The organism is Pseudomonas sp. LBUM1645, from assembly GCF_059716185.1.
The window spans coordinates 5,081,989-5,099,243 of the sequence record NZ_CP166811.1; the positions used below are offsets into that span (position 1 = coordinate 5,081,989).

Annotated in this window: 17 protein-coding genes; 5 read left to right on the forward strand and 12 right to left on the reverse strand. The window is 58.8% G+C overall.

All coding sequences use genetic code 11. The features are described 5' to 3' along the window. Positions 1 to 57: 57 nt before the first annotated feature. Positions 58 to 207 (reverse strand): hypothetical protein, encoded by a 150-nt coding sequence (locus ACA079_RS22905; RefSeq protein WP_497701039.1) that lies wholly within the window; start codon positions 205 to 207, stop codon positions 58 to 60. 64 nt (positions 208 to 271) lie between these two features. Between ACA079_RS22905 and ACA079_RS22910 the strand changes: the two genes are divergently transcribed. From ACA079_RS22910 to ACA079_RS22920, 3 genes are all read left to right on the forward strand, one after another. Further along, entirely contained in the window at positions 272 to 961 is a 690-nt protein-coding gene (locus tag ACA079_RS22910; protein WP_497701040.1) for a crotonase/enoyl-CoA hydratase family protein, read from the forward strand. Between the two features lie 214 nt (positions 962 to 1,175). After that, positions 1,176 to 1,898 (forward strand): 1-acylglycerol-3-phosphate O-acyltransferase, encoded by a 723-nt coding sequence (locus ACA079_RS22915; protein ID WP_497267184.1) that lies wholly within the window; start codon positions 1,176 to 1,178, stop codon positions 1,896 to 1,898. A 162-nt stretch (positions 1,899 to 2,060) separates the two neighbouring features. Beyond that, positions 2,061 to 3,032, forward strand: coding sequence for a magnesium and cobalt transport protein CorA (locus ACA079_RS22920; protein WP_497701041.1), 972 nt, complete (start codon positions 2,061 to 2,063; stop codon positions 3,030 to 3,032). 115 nt (positions 3,033 to 3,147) lie between these two features. Here the strand turns inward: ACA079_RS22920 and ACA079_RS22925 are convergent, their stop codons facing one another. From ACA079_RS22925 to ACA079_RS22935, 3 genes are all read right to left on the reverse strand, one after another. Beyond that, positions 3,148 to 3,876, reverse strand: a complete 729-nt coding sequence (locus ACA079_RS22925) for an amidotransferase (protein WP_497701042.1) — start codon at positions 3,874 to 3,876, stop codon at positions 3,148 to 3,150. Positions 3,877 to 3,971: 95 nt separating this feature from the next. Continuing rightward, positions 3,972 to 6,116, reverse strand: a complete 2,145-nt coding sequence (locus ACA079_RS22930; protein WP_497701043.1) for a 3-hydroxyacyl-CoA dehydrogenase NAD-binding domain-containing protein — start codon at positions 6,114 to 6,116, stop codon at positions 3,972 to 3,974. A gap of 32 nt (positions 6,117 to 6,148) precedes the next feature. Next, complete coding sequence (locus ACA079_RS22935) at positions 6,149 to 7,354, reverse strand: acetyl-CoA C-acetyltransferase (RefSeq protein WP_497701044.1); 1,206 nt, start codon at positions 7,352 to 7,354, stop codon at positions 6,149 to 6,151. Between the two features lie 678 nt (positions 7,355 to 8,032). Here ACA079_RS22935 and ACA079_RS22940 point away from each other — a divergent pair. Then, positions 8,033 to 8,854, forward strand: a complete 822-nt coding sequence (locus tag ACA079_RS22940) for a c-type cytochrome (RefSeq protein WP_497704366.1) — start codon at positions 8,033 to 8,035, stop codon at positions 8,852 to 8,854. Positions 8,855 to 8,975: 121 nt separating this feature from the next. Here ACA079_RS22940 and ACA079_RS22945 read toward each other — a convergent pair whose 3' ends face one another. The 8 genes from ACA079_RS22945 to ACA079_RS22980 all read right to left on the reverse strand — a co-directional run bounded on the left by ACA079_RS22945 (position 8,976) and on the right by ACA079_RS22980 (position 15,438). Continuing rightward, positions 8,976 to 9,785 carry a transglutaminase family protein gene (locus ACA079_RS22945; RefSeq protein WP_283183697.1) on the reverse strand — a complete coding sequence of 270 codons (810 nt, stop codon included), beginning with the start codon at positions 9,783 to 9,785 and terminating at the stop codon, positions 8,976 to 8,978. Beyond that, positions 9,782 to 10,732, reverse strand: coding sequence for an alpha-E domain-containing protein (locus ACA079_RS22950; protein WP_497701045.1), 951 nt, complete (start codon positions 10,730 to 10,732; stop codon positions 9,782 to 9,784). The genes ACA079_RS22945 and ACA079_RS22950 overlap by 4 nt, the downstream gene beginning before the upstream one ends. 12 nt (positions 10,733 to 10,744) lie before the next feature. Further along, positions 10,745 to 12,154 (reverse strand): circularly permuted type 2 ATP-grasp protein, encoded by a 1,410-nt coding sequence (locus ACA079_RS22955; protein WP_008148806.1) that lies wholly within the window; start codon positions 12,152 to 12,154, stop codon positions 10,745 to 10,747. A 461-nt stretch (positions 12,155 to 12,615) separates the two neighbouring features. Then, positions 12,616 to 12,957 carry a ribonuclease E inhibitor RraB gene (locus ACA079_RS22960; protein ID WP_008148805.1) on the reverse strand — a complete coding sequence of 114 codons (342 nt, stop codon included), beginning with the start codon at positions 12,955 to 12,957 and terminating at the stop codon, positions 12,616 to 12,618. Between the two features lie 213 nt (positions 12,958 to 13,170). Continuing rightward, positions 13,171 to 13,404, reverse strand: coding sequence for a hypothetical protein (locus ACA079_RS22965; protein ID WP_497701046.1), 234 nt, complete (start codon positions 13,402 to 13,404; stop codon positions 13,171 to 13,173). Positions 13,405 to 13,567: 163 nt separating this feature from the next. Continuing rightward, positions 13,568 to 14,443 (reverse strand): polyamine aminopropyltransferase, encoded by an 876-nt coding sequence (gene speE / locus ACA079_RS22970; RefSeq protein WP_497701047.1) that lies wholly within the window; start codon positions 14,441 to 14,443, stop codon positions 13,568 to 13,570. A 208-nt stretch (positions 14,444 to 14,651) separates the two neighbouring features. Next, entirely contained in the window at positions 14,652 to 14,843 is a 192-nt protein-coding gene (locus ACA079_RS22975) for a PLDc N-terminal domain-containing protein (protein ID WP_008148797.1), read from the reverse strand. A 64-nt stretch (positions 14,844 to 14,907) separates the two neighbouring features. After that, entirely contained in the window at positions 14,908 to 15,438 is a 531-nt protein-coding gene (locus ACA079_RS22980) for a hypothetical protein (protein WP_046047937.1), read from the reverse strand. A 178-nt stretch (positions 15,439 to 15,616) separates the two neighbouring features. On the opposite strand from ACA079_RS22980, the gene ACA079_RS22985 reads away from it, so the two are divergent. Then, positions 15,617 to 17,098 carry a methyl-accepting chemotaxis protein gene (locus tag ACA079_RS22985; RefSeq protein ID WP_497701048.1) on the forward strand — a complete coding sequence of 494 codons (1,482 nt, stop codon included), beginning with the start codon at positions 15,617 to 15,619 and terminating at the stop codon, positions 17,096 to 17,098. Positions 17,099 to 17,255: the final 157 nt, after the last annotated feature.

The following is a 17,255-nucleotide window of genomic DNA, read 5'->3' on the forward strand; positions in this document are numbered from 1 at the left end:
CTAATGTAGTCGAAAGCTTTTCCGATGGCAAACTTTTTTTGCAGAATTTTCATGCGCTTAGCGTTTCAGTCGTTCGCGCGGGTTCCAGTCCATGGCAAACCCGCCAATCTCCGGCTTCGCGCCCTCCTCTATATAGAGGGGAATGTGCGGCTGGGGTGGCGGGCGACGCTTGCCGGGCGGGGAAAGGGTGACTGGGCGGTCAGTCACGGCGCTTTACCTGGCCTGCGGCGGTGGGTAACGTCTGCCCTACTTTATTGAAAGGAATAGCGTCATGAGTGAGTTGATTTCCTACCATCTCGAAGACGGTATCGCGACCCTGACCTTGAGCAATGGCAAGGTCAATGCCATCTCTCCGGACGTGATTGCTGCGTTTAACGCCGCGCTGGATCAGGCGGTAACTGATCGTGCGGTGGTGATCATTACCGGTACGCCCGGGATGCTGTCGGGTGGTTATGACTTGAAGGTGATGACCTCCGGTCCTAAAGAAGCCGTGGCGCTGGTGACTGCCGGTTCGACCCTGGCCCGTCGCCTGTTGGCGCACCCGTTCCCGGTGATCGTGGCGTGCCCTGGGCATGCGGTGGCCAAGGGCGCGTTCCTGCTGTTGTCTGTGGATTACCGCATTGGTGTCGACGGCCCGTTCACCATTGGCCTGAACGAAGTGCAGATCGGCATGACCATGCACCACGCCGGTATCGAACTGGCCCGTGATCGTCTGCGCAAGTCGGCGTTCCACCGTTCGGTGATCAATGCCGAGATGTTTAATCCGCAGAGTGCCGTGGATGCCGGTTTCTTCGACCTGGTGGTGTCGGCCGAAGAGCTGCAAGGCGCGGCGCTGGCGGCGGCTCGTCAGTTGAAGAAGATCAACATGACCGCTCACAAGAACACCAAGCTCAAAGTGCGCAAAGCGCTGCTGGAGAGGCTGGACAACGCGATCATCCAGGATCAGGATTTTTTGGTTTAAACCCAAACGTGCCGCACCGAAAAGCCCGACCGTCGTGTCGGGCTTTTTCTTACGCGCTCCGTTGAAAAGCCGACAACCGCTCTAGAGCGCGTCTGACCCATAAGTCGGAAACATGCGCTCAAACATCGCCTATCTCCCACCTCTATAGCGGCAATTGCCGAAAACAGTGCACATCCGTACACTGCGCCACCTTTTGTCCCGGTGGGGCCTGTAAATGCTGTTTGTGTTTCGTATGTTATTGATGGGCCTGCACTTTATTCTGGCCGGTGTGCTTGGGGTGATGCTCGGCCTGTGCCGACCGTTCAATCCGGACAACAGCCGTTTGTGTGCGCGTCTTTATGCATGGCCGGCGATGTGCATTTTGCGTCTGCGGGTGAAGGCCGACGTCGGACCGCTGATGGATAAACCCGACAGCTGCGTGATCATCGCCAACCACCAGTCCAACTACGATCTGTTTGTGTTCGGCAACGTGGTGCCCCGCCGCACCGTGTGTATCGGCAAGAAGAGTCTGAAGTGGGTGCCGCTGTTTGGTCAGTTGTTCTGGCTGGCCGGCAATGTGCTGATCGATCGCGGCAATGCGCAGAAAGCGCGCCAGTCGATGCTGACCACTACCCACACGCTGCAGAATGAAGACACTTCGATCTGGGTCTTCCCGGAAGGCACGCGCAACCTGGGTGAAGAGTTGCTCCCGTTCAAGAAAGGCGCCTTTCAAATGGCCATTGCCGCCGGCGTGCCGATTGTTCCGGTGTGTGTCAGCAGTTACGTTAAACACATGCGATTGAACCGTTGGCGCAGTGGGAAGATTCTGATCCGCTCGTTACCGGCGATTCCTACGGCTGGATTGAGCCTGGATGACATGCCGCTGCTGATTGCCCAGTGTCGCGAGCAGATGCGCGAGTGCATCGCTTCGATGGATCGGCAACTGCAAGCCGCGTAAAAGAAACCCGCCTTGTGCGGGTTTTCTTTTGCCTGCGAGCTTTTGCCTACGAACTCAACAGATTTCACTGACTCTCAAGCAGTAGACACGGCTAAGCTGGACACTGCCTGCCACTGCCATCTTTGCTAATAGAAAGCTGCCAATAAGAAGTGAATCACTATCATGGGTAGAGTTGTTGCTGCTGCGGTTTATAGCGCCGGTAAGAAAGTCACCAATATCACCCTCGACGAAGGCGCTGCCTGGGCTGCAAAGCCTGGCCACTTTGTCTGGATCGGCCTGGAAGAGCCGAACGCCCAGGAGCTGTTCAATCTGCAACGCCAGTTCAACCTGCACGAACTGGCCATCGAAGACGCCCTGGAAAAACACAGTCGGCCGAAACTGGAAACCTTCGGCGACGCACTGTTCATCGTCACGTATTCGCCGATCCGGCATGAAGGCAAACTGGAGTTCATCGAGACTCACATCTTTGCCGGCAACGGTTACATCATTACCGCACGCAACGGTCACTCGGCGTCCTACGCCCATGTCCGACAGCGCTGTGAGGCGCGTCCGCTATTGCTGGAGCACGGGGAAGATTTCGTACTCTATGCCATCCTCGACTTCGTCATCGAAAACTACCAGCCCATGGGCGAAGCGATCCATGCCGAGATCGATGAGCTGGAACGCAACGTCATGTGTAGTTCCCTGAACGAGCGTGACATTCAAAAACTCCATAGTCTGCGCCGAGATGTATTGCGTTTGCGTCGTTATGCGGCGCCGATGGTGGAGATTGGCGAGGAACTGCAAAAGCTCAATTTTCCGTTCATCGACAAGAACATGCGCCCGTACTTTCGCGATGTGCAGATCCACGTCACGCGGCAGATGGAAGACTTGACGACCCTGGCGGACATTGCCAGCCAGACCATTGAGGTTGGGGTATTGCTGGAGGCGTCACGCCAAAGCGTGGTGCAGCGCAAGTTTGCGGCGTGGGCGGCGATTCTGGCGTTCCCGACGGCGGTGGCAGGGATTTACGGGATGAACTTTCAGGACATGCCGGAGTTGAGTTGGCATTACGGATATTTCGGGGTGTTGGGGGTTATTGCGGTGGGGTGCGTAAGTTTGTGGGCGAGTTTCAAGAAGTCCGGGTGGTTGTGACAGGCATTGTGGCGAGGGAGCTTGCTCCCGCTGGGTCGCGAAGCAGCCCCAAAAAGGGACTGCTACGCAGTCCGGCGGGAGCAAGCTCCCTCGCCACAGGTTATGTGTCGGCTCGTTAAACCGTTTTAGCCGCTGGCTTGTGCGCCACAAATCGCATCATCCACTCCGCAACGGTAGTGCCGTGATGGTCGTGCTCAAGGCTCGCCATACCTTTCGAATAGATCTGCTCACCCAGCGCTTCCTGACGAATATCCAACAGCGCGCGCGAGTAATCGTGAATGAATTCCGGATGCCCCTGGAAGCACAGCACCTGATCGTTGATGTGGTACGCGGCGAACGGGCAGAATTCGCTGGAAGCAATAACCGTGGCGTTTTCCGGGAGCGCGGTGACCTGGTCCTGATGGCTGATCAACAAGGTCAGTTCTTCCCTCACCGGGCTCATCCACGGCGCCTTGGCGGCGAGTTTGTACTTGTGGGTGCCGACGCCCCAGCCTTGGGTCGCACGTTCGCTCTTGCCGCCCAGCAGCAGCGCCAACAGTTGATGCCCGAAGCACACGCCCAGCAGTTTGTCGCCGCGCTCATAGCGGGTCAGCAGGTAAGCCCTGAGGGTTTCAATCCACGGGTCGGTGCCGAAGGAATCGGCCTTGCTGCCAGTGACCAGATAGGCGTCGAAGGTCAGCTCATCGCCGGGATATTCGCCCTGCATCACGTTGTACACGGTGAACTCGGCAGCGATGGGTTGCTGCGAAAACAGACGCTGGAACATCTGCCCGTAACCCTGATATTGATCGACCAGTTCCGGACGCAGGATGTCGGTTTCCAGAATGCAGATGCGTAAAGACATAAAAAATACCTGACACTTGATGGGAATAATGCACACCCCTGAGCCTGCCTTGAAACACAGTGGCAAGGCAAGCCCCGGAATGCATCATCCGTCCCCTAGAACGCCTCCCCTTTAGCCGCTTTCTCCAGCAATAGCGCAGGCGGTGCGAATCGCTCGCCATACTGCTCCGCCAGGTACTGGGCGCGGGCGACGAAATCTTTCACGCCGTACTGATTGATGAATTGCAGCGCGCCGCCGGTCCAGGCGGCGAAGCCGATGCCGAAGATCGAGCCGACGTTGGCATCCGCCGTCGAGGTCAACACACCCTCCTCCACACAGCGCACTGTTTCGATGGCTTGCACGAACAGCAGCCGATCACGCACGTCCTTCGGCGAAATCTGCCCGTCAGCCTTCTCGAAACGGCTTTTCAGCTCTGGCCACAGATGCTTCTGCCCACGGGCCGGATAATCGTAGAAACCACCACCAGCAGCCTTGCCCGGACGCTTGTATTCGTTGAGCAGCAAGTCAATCACGGCGAACGCCGGGTGCTCAATCAGCGGTTTCCCTTCTGCTTGCAGGTCTTTGGCGGTTTGCTGGCGGATATGGCTCATCAGGCTGAGGGAAACTTCGTCGGAGATCGCCAGAGGTCCGATCGGCATGCCGGCCTTGCGCGCTTCCGTCTCGATCATCGGCGCGCTCACGCCTTCGCCCAGCATGGCGATGCCTTCGTTGGTGAATGTGCCGAACACCCGCGAGGTGAAGAAACCGCGACTGTCGTTGACCACAATCGGGGTTTTCTTGATTTGCAGGACGAAATCGAACCCGCGAGCCAGGGTTTCGTCGCTGGTGTGGGCGCCCTTGATGATTTCCACCAGGGGCATTTTCTCCACCGGGCTGAAGAAATGCAGGCCGATGAACTTGCTCTGATCCGGCACGGCGGTCGCGAGGCCGCTGATTGGCAAGGTCGACGTGTTGGAAGCAATCACCGCATCCGGGCCAACGACTTTTTGCGCCGCCGAAGAGACCTTGGCTTTCAGATCGCGATCTTCAAACACCGCTTCAATGATCAGATCACAACCGGCCAGATCGGCATCGCTTTCAGTGGGGTGAATTCGCGCCAGCGTTGCATCGCGCTGATCGGCACTCAATTGGCCACGCGCAACCTTCTTGTCCAGCAGCGCCGCCGAATGAGCCTTGCCCTTCTGCGCGGCCGCAAGATTGATGTCCTTGAGCACCACATCGATGCCGGCCGACGCGCTGGCAAAGGCGATTCCGGCGCCCATCATGCCTGCGCCCAGCACACCCACGCGACGCGTCACGTAGGGTGCAAAGTCCTGGGGCCGCGAGCTGCCGGCATTGATTTCGTTGAGCTGGAACCAGAACGTACCAATCAGGTTTTTCGACACCTGGCCGGTGGTCAATTCGGTGAAGTAGCGGGTTTCGATCAAGTGCGCGGTGTCGAAATCCACCTGAGCACCTTCCACCACGGCGCAGAGGATTTTCTCTGGCGCGGGCAGGCAGCCCTGGGTTTTGCTGCGCAGGATCGACGGCGCGATGGCCAGCATTTGCGCGACTTTCGGGTTCGACGGCGTGCCCCCCGGAATCTGGTAACCCTTCACGTCCCAGCGCTGCACAGCTGAAGGATGGGCGATAATCCAGGCGCGAGCCTTGGCCAGCAGTTCATCACGATCCGCCGCCAACTCATCAATCAAACCTGCCCGCAACGCCTGCTGCGGCCGGACTTTTTTGCCTTCGAGCAGATAGGGCAAGGCTTTTTCAATACCAAGCATCCGCACCATGCGCACCACCCCGCCGCCGCCCGGCAACAGGCCGAGGGTCACTTCCGGCAAGCCGAGTTGCACCGAAGAATCGTCCAGCGCAACCCGGTGATGGCACGCCAGGCAAATTTCCCAACCGCCGCCCAACGCGGCGCCGTTGATCGCGGCGACCACCGGTTTGCCGAGGGTTTCCAGGGTGCGCAGCTGCCCTTTGAGTGTCAGCACCATGTCGTAAAAGGCTTTGGCTTCAGGCTTGCCGACCTTGATCAGTTCATTGAGGTCGCCGCCGGCGAAAAAGGTTTTCTTGGCCGAGGTGATGATCACGCCGGCGATGGTGTCTTTGTCGGCAACCAGTCTGGCAACACACGCGGCCATGGCTTCGCGGTAGACCGCGTTCATGGTGTTGGCGCTCTGGCCCGGCATGTCGATGGTCAGGACGACGATCTGGTCCTGACCTTTTTCGTAACGAATGGCTTCAGTCATGATGAAAGTGCTTCCTTGAAGTCGGTCGGAGCTCAGAGGCGTTCGATGATGGTGGCGATGCCCATGCCGCCGCCGACACACAGCGTCGCGAGGCCATAGCGCAGGCGCCGGGTTTCCAGTTCGTCGAGCAGCGTGCCGAGGATCGCGCAGCCAGTGGCACCCAGCGGGTGGCCCATGGCGATGGAGCCGCCGTTGACATTGACCTTGTCCGGGTCGATCGCCATGTCCTTGATGAATTTCAGCACCACCGAGGCGAAAGCTTCGTTGACCTCGAACAGATCAATGTCTTCAACCCGCAGCCCGGCCTTGGCCAGTGCCTTGCGGGTGGCCGGCGCGGGGCCGGTGAGCATGATGGTCGGGTCGGTGCTGGTGACCGCCGTGGCGACGATTCGCGCCCGCGGTTGCAAGCCCAGCGCCCGGCCCTTGGCTTCGGAGCCGATCAGCATCAGCGCCGCGCCATCGACGATCCCGGAACTGTTACCCGCCGTGTGCACGTGGTTGATCCGCTCGACATGGCTGAAGACCCGAAGCGCGGTGGCATCAAAGCCCATTTGCCCGATCATCTCGAAGCTCGGCTTGAGCTGGCCCAAGCCTTCCATGGTCGATCCGGCGCGGATGAATTCATCGTGATCTAGCAAGATGATGCCGTTCTGGTCATGCACCGGCACCAGCGATTTGTTGAACGAACCGTCGGCCCTTGCCCGCGCAGCCTTTTGCTGAGAGTGCAGCGCATAGGCATCGACGTCTTGACGGCTGAAGCCTTCGATCGTGGCGATCAGGTCAGCGCCCACGCCTTGAGGGGCGAAATGGCTGTGAAAACTGGTTTCCGGGTCCTGTGCCCAGGCGCCGCCATCGCTGCCCATCGGCACGCGGGACATGGACTCGACACCACCGACCACCACCAGGTCTTCAAAGCCGGAACGCACTTTCATCGCCCCAAGGTTCACCGCCTCCAACCCCGAGGCGCAGAAGCGGTTGATCTGCAAACCCGCCACGCTGACGTCCCAATCCGCCACCTGGGTCGCGGTTTTGGCGATGTCGGAACCCTGGTCGCCGATGGGCGTCACGCAGCCAAGTACCACATCGTCGACCTGACTGGTATCGAGAGACGTGCGTTGTTGCAGCGCCGTGAGCAGCCCGGCTACCAGGTTCACCGGTTTGACGCTATGCAAGGCGCCATTGGCCTTGCCTTTGCCGCGGGGCGTGCGTAACGCGTCGAAAATCAAAGCTTGGGTCATGACGTCCTCGAACCGACGGTGGGTAGGTATAAAAATCAAAAGATCGCAGCCTTCGGCAGCTCCTACACGGCCGCATCCTCGGTAGGAGCTGCCGAAGGCTGCGATCTTTTGAACTGCACGCTTACCTTAGGCCGAGCGCCCATGGATTCAATGACCGCAGTGCTCACAGACGTTGACGGTCACGCTCAGACGGACGGTAGGCAACCACCGGATTAACCGATTGAGGACACCAAGCTGTCTAGCAAACGGGCGCCCAAGAAGCTGGCAATAGGCCTCATGTCTTTTTAAGAGCAATTCATGTGAAGTCCATACGAAATGGATCTAAACCAAGCGTGACGCGGGCTCTAAGGTGAACTTGTACGAAGTTGTCGTCGGGTTTTGCCGAGGCGCTCGTCAAACAGGAAGTGCAACGCGCTGCCGTCATGGAGAAATGCAGGCAGGCATCAGGAAATAACAATAAAGGCGGTCAAGCCATGTTCAAACAATCGAAAGTACGTCAAGCCGGGCTCATTCTTTTCGCCACTACGCTGTTGTTGATTTTGCCGAACCTGACCAAGGTGATCGGCTAGTCGGTCAATAAAAAATACGGCGCCGGGTTTTACATCGCCCTCTAAAAATGTGACTGGTTCGCTACCCGGGCCAGCGTGGGTGTGCCAACCTTTGCGGCACTTCCACGACATGGACGGCGATCACTTGAAAACGCTCATTCTGTTCGGGGCCTTGCTGCTCAGCACGCCTCTGTCTGCCGCACAGCTGAACCTTGAGCTCGGCGCGAGCAGTCGCACCTGGCAAACCGAGGAATTGCTCAAGCATCCTCAGGCTCAGACCATCACCATCAGTAACGACGTTTCCTACAAACGGGACATGAGCTATCGCGCTGTTCCGGTCGCTGCGTTGTTGACGGGCATCAAGCCTGAAGACCATTTACAGGCAGTAGCCCTGGATGGTTTTGCGGCAGAACTGTCAGCCGCACCGTTACTCAATTCCCAGGGTGCGCGCGCATGGTTGGCGATTGAAGAACCTGCCAAGCCGTGGCCACCGCTGTCGGAAGGCAAACCCGGCGCAGGGCCGTTCTATCTGGTCTGGACCGATCCTCAGACGGGCGATATCAGTCCCGAGCAATGGCCCTTTCAAGTGGCGAGCATCAAGCGCTTGGCACCGGTGGCCGAGCGCTTCCCTGCCCTGCTGCCCGATCCGGCGTTGAAGGCTGATGATCCGGTGAATAAGGGTTTTGCGCTGTTTCAGAAGAATTGCCTGGCGTGCCATCGATTGAACGGCGCCGGGGATGCGCAGTTTGGACCGGACCTGAATATTCCGTTTAACCCGACCGAGTACTTCGGCGCGGATTTCCTCAAGCGCTACATTCGTGATCCGCAGAGCTTGCGCCAGTGGCCTCAGGCGAAGATGCCCGGGTTTTCGGCGACGGTGTTGCCGGACGGGGATCTGGAGAGGTTGGTGGGGTATTTGAAGCACATGGCTGGGCGCAAGGTTAAACCCTGACACCATTCCCCTGTGGGAGTGAGCTTGCTCGCGATAGCGTCGTATCAGTCACAGAAGTGCTGGCTGATACGACGCTATCGCGAGCAAGCTCGCTCCCACAGGGGTTTTGTGGTGATCCGGATTATTGCTGTTGGACTGAGATAATCGGCATGGGTGTCGGTGACACAAACACCTTCGCATGCATCTGCTCGCAACCACCGCCACGCCGCATGCCACGCACCGGGCAGGCATCCAGGTAATCCAGACCCACCGCCAGTTTCAGATGACGCTCAGGCCGCGCCAATTCATTGGTCACGTCAAAGCTGTACCAGGCGTCATCGAGCCAGGCTTCCGCCCAGGCGTGACTGGCCAGGTGTTCGCTGTTCTCGCTGTACAAATAGCCCGACACATAACGCGACGGAATGCCCAGGCTGCGAGCGCAGGCGAGAAACGCGTGGGTGTGGTCCTGGCAAACGCCCGAACGCCCAGCGAAGGCCTGCGCGGCGCTGGTGTCCACTTCGGTGGAGCCCGGCGTGTAGGTCATGTGCTGGTTCAGGCCATGCATCAAGTCGATCAACGCCGTGCGATCCCGGCGTTGCTTGCACTCCTTCTCGGCGAACGCACGCAGGGCTTCGTCGGCTTCGGTCAGGCGCGTGAAACGCAGGAACGGCAGCGCCGACTGGCTTTCATGTTCCGCCTCACGCAATTCGTCGATGTCCACCTGGCCCCGGGCGCCGATGATGATCGCCTCGTGAGGCTCGTCCATGGTCAGCACGTGCAGGATGTTGCCGAACGGATCGAGTTGCGCGCGCACCGGGCGCGGCAAGTCGAGCTGCCAGCTGAGCACGTGCTGGCGCTCGCTGTCGTGGGGTGTCAGTCGCAGGTACTGGATGCTCGCCCGCACCTGATCTTCGTAGTGATAGGTGGTCTCGTGGCTAATGGAAAGTCTCATGCAGCCTCCAGGTAGGAACTGTGTATGGCGTTACCCAACTGGCGCACCAGCGGGATGAACTCGGTCAGCCAGGCATGCAGGCCTTCGTCGAGAATTTCGGAGATGCCGGTGTAGCGCAGGCGTGCGTCCATTTCCGCTGCCAGGCGTTGCGCGGGACGGCCGTTGGCCCCCGGCAACTGGGCAAGGATCTGGTCGATTTCTTCGGTGCAGGCGCGCAATGACCGCGGCACATCAGCACGCAGCAACAGCAACTCGGCCACATGCCGGGCGCCGGGCGCATCGCGGTATATCTCGGTGTAGGCCTCGAACGAGGACAACGCCCGCAGCAATGCACTCCACTGGTAATACGCGTGAGCGGTACCATCGCTGACCGCCTCTGCCTGATCGCCAGCCATTTCGTAGCGGGCATCGAGCAGGCGCAACGTGTTGTCGGCCCTTTCGATAAACGTCCCCAGACGAATAAAGCGGAACGCGTCGTTACGCATGATCGTGCCGTAGGACGCGCCCCGGAACAGGTGGGAACGTTCCTTGATCCACTCGCAGAAACGGCTCATGCCGTAGCGACTCAAGCCCTGATCGGCAATTCCGCGAATTTCCAGCCAGGTGGCATTGATGTTTTCCCACATGTCGGCGGTGATTCGCCCACGCACCGCATGGGCACTGGCCCGCGCGGCGCCGAGGCAGCTGTAGATGCTCGCCGGGTTGGCCGCGTCCAGAGCGAAGAAATGCAGCAGCCGTTCAGCGTGCAATTCGCCGTGGCGTTCCAGGTAATCGTCCAGGGTGCCAGTGATCAACAACGGCATGGCGAGTTCATGCAGGCCATCACCACGACCATCCTGTGGCATCAGCGACAGCGAATAACTGATGTCGAGCATCCGTGCGAGGTTTTCCGCCCGCTCCAGGTAACGCGACATCCAATACAAATCCGAGGCAGTTCTACTTAACATGGCAGGCTTCCTTCAATCCTCGACCACCCAGGTGTCCTTGGTTCCACCGCCCTGGGATGAATTCACCACCAGGGAGCCTTCGCGCAGGGCAACACGGGTCAAACCACCGGGCACAACCCGGGTTTCGCGGCCAGACAATACAAACGGACGCAGGTCGATGTGGCGTGGAGCAATGCCGTTTTCGACAAAGGTCGGACAGGTCGACAGGGACAACGTCGGTTGCGCGATGTACGCATGGGGCTTGGCTTTGATCCGCGCGCGGAAAGACTCGATTTCCGCCGCCGTCGCCGCCGGCCCGACCAGCATTCCGTAACCGCCGGAGCCCTGGGTTTCCTTGACCACCAGTTCCGGAAGATTGGCCAGTACGTGGGACAGTTCGGAGGGATTACGACACTGCCACGTCGGCACATTCTTCAGAATCGGCTCTTCATCCAGGTAGAAACGGATCATGTCCGTGACGAATGGATACACCGACTTGTCGTCCGCGACCCCGGTGCCGATGGCATTCGCCAGCACGACGTTGCCGGAGCGATACGACGACAGCAGTCCTGGAACGCCAAGCATCGAGTCCGGGTTGAACGCCAGCGGATCAAGGAACGCATCGTCGAGGCGACGGTAGATCACGTCGACGGCTTTCGGCCCGTCCGTGGTGCGCATGAACACCTTGTCATCACGCACGAACAGGTCCGCGCCTTCCACCAGCTCAACGCCCATTTCCCGCGCCAGAAACGCATGTTCAAAGAACGCGCTGTTGAAACGACCCGGCGTCAGTACCACCACGCTCGGGTTATCAATCGGGCTGGAGCTTTTCAGGGTGTCGAGCAACAGGTTCGGATAGTGGTCGATAGGGGCAATGCGCTGGGCCGCGAACAGCTCGGGGAACAACCGCATCATCATCTTGCGGTCTTCAAGCATGTAGCTGACGCCGCTCGGTGTACGAAGATTGTCTTCAAGCACGTAGTACGTGCCGTCGCCATCGCGCACCAGATCGACACCGGAGATGTGGGAATAGATATCGCGGTGCAGATTCAGCCCTTGCATCGCCAACTGATACTGCTCGTTGGCCAGCACCTGCTCGGCCGGAATGATGCCGGCCTTGATAATGCGCTGCTCGTGATAGAGGTCGGCGAGGAACATGTTCAACGCCTTGACCCGCTGAATGCAGCCGCGCTCGACAACTCGCCACTCACTGGCGGGGATGCTGCGGGGGATGGTGTCGAAGGGAATCAGGCGCTCTGTCCCTTGCTCATCACCATAGAGCGTGAAGGTAATCCCGGCGCGATGAAATAACAGATCGGCCTCGCGTCGCCGTTGTGCCAAAAGCTCGTCAGGCGTTTCGGCCAGCCAACGGGCAAACTCCCGATAATGCGGGCGGACCTGGCCGCCGGCATCGTACATCTCATCAAAATAGGTGCGGATCATGCCGTACTCCTTGTCACCCGGACATCTGGGCTTCGCAAAGCCCGTGCCATCGGCATAAACGCTTTGATATCAATCAGTTGGATAATCGCACTGCACGCACCGCACCAATCCTGTGCGGTAAATGCCCCCACCTGATCGCCCCCGCTTCATTGCGAAGCAATGTTGTCGCCTATCACCAGCATAGCCAGAGTTGATTTCACTGCCCGGGAGTCGATGCGGATAATCCGCGCATTCGCTGAAAATCTTGATGAACTTCCCTTTAGCCGCCTGTTTATGCGGCTTTTTTTTGCGTTTTTGAAACGTTATGAATCAAAAACACGATCAAGAGATCGCAGCCTCGTTTCACTCGACAGCTCCTACAGGAGAAAACGAGGCTGCGATCTTTGGCCTTCTCAAACCGCGAAAACGAAAACGGCCAACCCTGAGGTCAGCCGTTGCTGAGTGTTGTCACTGTTCATATGTTATGCGAGTCGCCCTCGTACCTCCTGCTTGACGCCCCATCCTTCGATGATGCCGCCCAAAGGCTCAACCACCGCCTCGAAATCCTGCTCAAAATCGCCGATGCCGTCATAGGTGGCGTACATCACTTTGCTCAGTTCCAGGTACCACGCGCCGTCGTCGCGCACGCTGATTTGTGCATTCAAGGATTCACCGCAGTAATGCCCTGCCGCCCTGCGTGCCCGCTCCTCGTCCGGGAAAATGGCGTAGAACTCGATGGGATGGAATCGTGAAAAGTCGAAACCGCCTTCTTTCATGCGGCGCAAGACGCTGGTGCTGATGTCTTCTTGATAGGCTGTGCTCATGAAACGTCCCCCTCAGACTGATGGATAGACTTTCCGTATTCCCGGCGCTCGCAACCGAATGGGGCGAGCGATGCGGCAACAACGTTGCCGGTGGGAAGCAAGCATGTAGCTGACAAGACCAGACCTTAGCGATCCGTTCGCTGATCTCGATTGCAGAGTAGCCTCAAGATAGAGGCGCTGCCAAGGCCTGGTTAGGAATGTGACAGGAGATGTTCAGATTGGCGTGATGCTGAGGATTTCAATGCTGTACTGGGTCTTCAGACTTTTGACAGTCGGATCATCGGTGCGCCCTTCCAGATCGTTGAGGTCCAGTTCGGCAGCCACAGGCAGACACCGGGCGCGAATGAGCTTCGCGGCCTCTTCGTTGTTCGGGCATTCATCGCTCTCGAACACTTCGTCAACTTTTTCACCGTGATCATCAACGAAAGTGACTTTCCACTTTTGCATCAGGTGCCTCCTCGATAAAACCCATGGATGGGTTTACATGTATCTCGACATTCTTCCCCGGCCAATCGTTCAACCGGACCTTCTATAAGTGAAGCATGAAAAAAGGGCCGTCTCCGGTGTGTTTTCACACAACCTGAGAGGGCCCTTTCTGGCTTGCTCGATATCAGTCGTTGCTAGGCTTGTTCACAGCCTGCAGAACGTATTGCGGCAAGGCGAACGCGCCGATGTGGATTTCCGGGTTGTAGTAGCGGGTGATGATGCCGCTGCCGGCGAAACGCTGCTGCAGGGTTTCGCGGGACAATTTGCGATAGGCGGTATTGGTCGCGCCCCAAGCGAAGGTCATGGCGCCGCCGATGTAGGTCGGCACGGCCGCCTGATAGAAGTGCCAGTCCGGGAACAGGCTGCGCAGACGCCCGGCGGTGGTTTTGACTTCTTCGATTTGCATGAACGGCGTGCCGTTCTGGGTCACCAGGATGCCGCCTTCGTTCAGGCAGCGACGGCAGGCCTGGTAGAAGTTTTCCGAGAACAGCACTTCGCCCGGGCCGATCGGATCGGTGGAGTCGGAAATGATCACGTCGAATTTTTCGGTGGTGGAGGCGACGAAACGCATACCGTCGTCGATCACCAGGTTCAGGCGTGGATCGTCGAACGCACCCTTGGAGTGGTTCGGCAGGAACTCCTTGCACATGTCGACTACGGTGCCGTCGATCTCGACCATGGTGATGTGCTCGATGCTGCGGTGCTTGGCCACTTCACGCAGCATGCCGCCGTCGCCGCCACCGATGATCAGCACGCGCCTGGCGCTGCCATGCGCCAGGATCGGGACGTGGGTCAACATCTCGTGGTAGATGAATTCGTCGGCTTCGGTGGTCTGGATCACGCCGTCCAGCGCCATGACGCGGCCCATGCGCGGGTTTTCGAAAATCACCAGGTGTTGGTGTTCGGTGCGCACTTCGTGCAACAGTTTTTCCATGCGAAAACGCTGGCCGTAGCCTTCGTAGAGGGTTTCCAGGTACTCGCTGGTCGGGGTGTTGCTCATGGGAAGTGCTCCGATGAATGCGGATGGCAAGGCGCGAATTCTACGTCGCGGGATATGACAGGTCGAACCTCGCTTGACGCCTCGACACAATCCCTGTGGGAGCTGGCTTGCCTGCGATGGGATCGCCTCGGTATGCCTGACAGACCTTGCCGCCTGAATCGCAGGCAAGCCAGCTCCCACAGGTTCGGTGTCGTTTTCGGGGATGCAGTCAGATTCGGACGTTGCCCCGTGGCCCGGCAATCGCCCAGATGATCAGGCCCAGCACCGGCAGCAGCAGGATCAGCAGCACCCAGATGATTTTCATCCCTGTGTCGGCACCACTTTTGAGCACGTTGATGATTGCCCAGATGTCCAGGGCAAGAATAATCAGGCCAATCAGACCGTTGAACGTGGAACCCATGGTGTCGCTCCCTAAGAGTGGTTTGCACTCTTAGGATAGCCGGGCCTTGCGAGGGTTCCGTTTTTTAAACGTGAACGGCGATTTTGAGGGCTTCCAGCGAGGGCGCGGCAGCGATGCCAACCTTGGCGCACAACTCGAGCACGCGCGGCACGTCGTTGCCGTAGACCAGCACCACTTGCAGTTCGTCGTCGAGCAACTGACTGAAGTTCATCAGCGTGTAACCGCCATTTTCCTTGTTCATGCTGCCCATCTGAACCTGAATGCGATTGAGCGCGGTCAGGGCTTCAGTCTTGGCCAGTTGCTTGGGCTTGATATTGAAATCAACGCCGGGCCCGAACGAGGAAACGATCTGGGCGAACAGGTCCACATAGGTGTCGGCCTGGAACAGCACGGTCTCCGGCAAACTGCCGACGACGACCCACTCGCCCAGCGGAATCGGGAACGTTTCGTCGTAGTTGATATCCGGATTGGCCGTCAGAAAAGCCTCTGGATCGGCGTAGGCCTGGGCCGCTTCGTCAGCGACTTTCAGGATTTCGTCATCGCTCATGCACCCGGAGCTGATTTTGCTGATGAGTTCGACGAGTGCGGCTTTCATGGTGCGGAATCCTGTAGCGAGGGAATTTTGAAGGCGCGAAGAATAGCGCATTACGCCCCGCAATTCCTGTGCGCGAGCATGGCCGGGAACGTTGACCCACATCAAGATCCGGCGCCCTGAGTAGCGGCACAATACTGGCACCTTGCCGAAACTGTTTCCGCTATCAGAGAAGACCTCCATGGGTGCCTGGCTTAGCAATATCTCGCTGAAATACAAATTCTGGGCGGTCAACGCCGTCGCCTTCGTCACGACCTTGCTGCTGGTGTTGTACGCCGTACAGCTCGAACAACAGGCCCGCAGCCATGCTTATCAGGCATCGGCACAAGCCCAGGCGCGACTGCTCAACGCCTGGCCCGCCGGGCAGCCTCTCCCCAAAGCCGATAATGTGCTGACGTTCAGTCGCGGGCAGGCACCGTTGCTGAACGGGCAGCCGGTACTGGAACTGGCCGATACCAATGGCTGGGTCGAAATCAATGCCATGCCGCTGTTCGGCAACAACCCGTTGATGGGCGCTGAAGTGTTTACGCGCATGGATGGCAACCAGGTCGCGGTAATTGCTCATGGCCCGAGCCTGACCCAGGTATTTGGCGAGCGTTTTCCCAACTATGCGGTGGCGGTGGCGATCCTGATGCTGGCGATGCTCGGCGCTTCGCAATTGCTGATTCGCTTCTTGCTCAGCCAGCTCAATACGCTGAAGGACGTGATGCTTCACGTTGAGAAAACCGGTGACCTGTCGGCCCGTGTGCCGCTGGCCTGCACTGACGAAGTCGGGCAGATGGCCAATGCCTTCAACGCCATGCAGGCCGGTTACCAGCGAGTGGTCAACACCGTCGCCAGCACCGCCCGGCAACTGGATGTCGGCGCAGCGCGGCTGGCGTCGAGCATGAACGAGGTGCGTCACGGCATGCTCGGCCAGCAAAGCGAAACCGATCAGGCCGCCACGGCAATCAACGAAATGACTGCCACGGTCTATCACATTGCCCAGCACGCCGGCGCCACCCGCGACCTCTCGCAAACCGCCGACACTCTGGCCGGCAGCGGGCAGGAAGTGGTCAGTCGGGTGCAGAAGTCGATTGCCGGTTTGTCCAGCGGGGTGCAACAGACTGCCGAGATGATTCAGCGTCTGGCTGAGGACAGTCAGAAGATCAATGGCGTGGTCGGTGTGATTCACAGCATCGCCGAGCAGACCAATCTGCTGGCGCTGAACGCAGCGATTGAAGCGGCCCGTGCCGGTGAAATGGGTCGCGGTTTTGCGGTGGTCGCCGATGAAGTGCGTAACCTGGCCAAACGTGTCCAGACCTCCACTGACGAGATCACCATCATGGTTTCCGCGTTGCAGGCCGGGACTCGGGACGCGGTAGATTTCATGCAGGAGAGCTCGTTCAAGGCCGACGATTGCGTGCAGCAGGCTCAGGAAGCCGGCGCAGCCTTGGCGGAAATTACCAGCGCCGTGGCACAGATGCGTGAAAGTAACACGCAGATCGCCGTGGCGGCCGAGCAGCAGAGCCATGTGGCGGAGGAGATGAATCGGTCGATCGTGAGCATTCGCGACGTCACCGAGACCACCGTGCAGCAGACGGTGGATTCGGCGACCACCAGCCATGAACTGGCAGCGTTGGCCGGGGAATTGAGCAAGGCCATAGGGCAGCTCAAACTGTAAGGCCCTCATCGCGGGCAAGCCTTGCTCCTACGGATGGATGTCGTTCACAGAGTTTGCGAACACCTCCCCCTGTAGGAGCAAGGCTTGCCCGCGATAGCGTCAGCCTGTTCGACATCAATATTGAACATGACACCTATCACTCCGATAGCCAGCCTTG

Excerpts from the sequence above, each read along its gene's own strand:
- ACA079_RS22915 (WP_497267184.1), top strand. The coding sequence starts at position 1,176 with ATGCTGTTTGTGTTTCGTATGTTATTGATGGGCCTGCACTTTATTCTG.
- ACA079_RS22910 (WP_497701040.1), top strand. The coding sequence starts at position 272 with ATGAGTGAGTTGATTTCCTACCATCTCGAAGACGGTATCGCGACCCTG.
- ACA079_RS22920 (WP_497701041.1), top strand. The coding sequence starts at position 2,061 with ATGGGTAGAGTTGTTGCTGCTGCGGTTTATAGCGCCGGTAAGAAAGTC.
- ACA079_RS22950 (WP_497701045.1), bottom strand. The coding sequence starts at position 10,732 with ATGTTAAGTAGAACTGCCTCGGATTTGTATTGGATGTCGCGTTACCTG.
- ACA079_RS22985 (WP_497701048.1), top strand. The coding sequence starts at position 15,617 with ATGGGTGCCTGGCTTAGCAATATCTCGCTGAAATACAAATTCTGGGCG.
- speE (WP_497701047.1), bottom strand. The coding sequence starts at position 14,443 with ATGAGCAACACCCCGACCAGCGAGTACCTGGAAACCCTCTACGAAGGC.
- ACA079_RS22975 (WP_008148797.1), bottom strand. The coding sequence starts at position 14,843 with ATGGGTTCCACGTTCAACGGTCTGATTGGCCTGATTATTCTTGCCCTG.
- ACA079_RS22925 (WP_497701042.1), bottom strand. The coding sequence starts at position 3,876 with ATGTCTTTACGCATCTGCATTCTGGAAACCGACATCCTGCGTCCGGAA.
- ACA079_RS22930 (WP_497701043.1), bottom strand. The coding sequence starts at position 6,116 with ATGACTGAAGCCATTCGTTACGAAAAAGGTCAGGACCAGATCGTCGTC.
- ACA079_RS22940 (WP_497704366.1), top strand. The coding sequence starts at position 8,033 with ATGGACGGCGATCACTTGAAAACGCTCATTCTGTTCGGGGCCTTGCTG.
- ACA079_RS22965 (WP_497701046.1), bottom strand. The coding sequence starts at position 13,404 with ATGCAAAAGTGGAAAGTCACTTTCGTTGATGATCACGGTGAAAAAGTT.
- ACA079_RS22945 (WP_283183697.1), bottom strand. The coding sequence starts at position 9,785 with ATGAGACTTTCCATTAGCCACGAGACCACCTATCACTACGAAGATCAG.
- ACA079_RS22935 (WP_497701044.1), bottom strand. The coding sequence starts at position 7,354 with ATGACCCAAGCTTTGATTTTCGACGCGTTACGCACGCCCCGCGGCAAA.
- ACA079_RS22955 (WP_008148806.1), bottom strand. The coding sequence starts at position 12,154 with ATGATCCGCACCTATTTTGATGAGATGTACGATGCCGGCGGCCAGGTC.
- ACA079_RS22980 (WP_046047937.1), bottom strand. The coding sequence starts at position 15,438 with ATGAAAGCCGCACTCGTCGAACTCATCAGCAAAATCAGCTCCGGGTGC.
- ACA079_RS22960 (WP_008148805.1), bottom strand. The coding sequence starts at position 12,957 with ATGAGCACAGCCTATCAAGAAGACATCAGCACCAGCGTCTTGCGCCGC.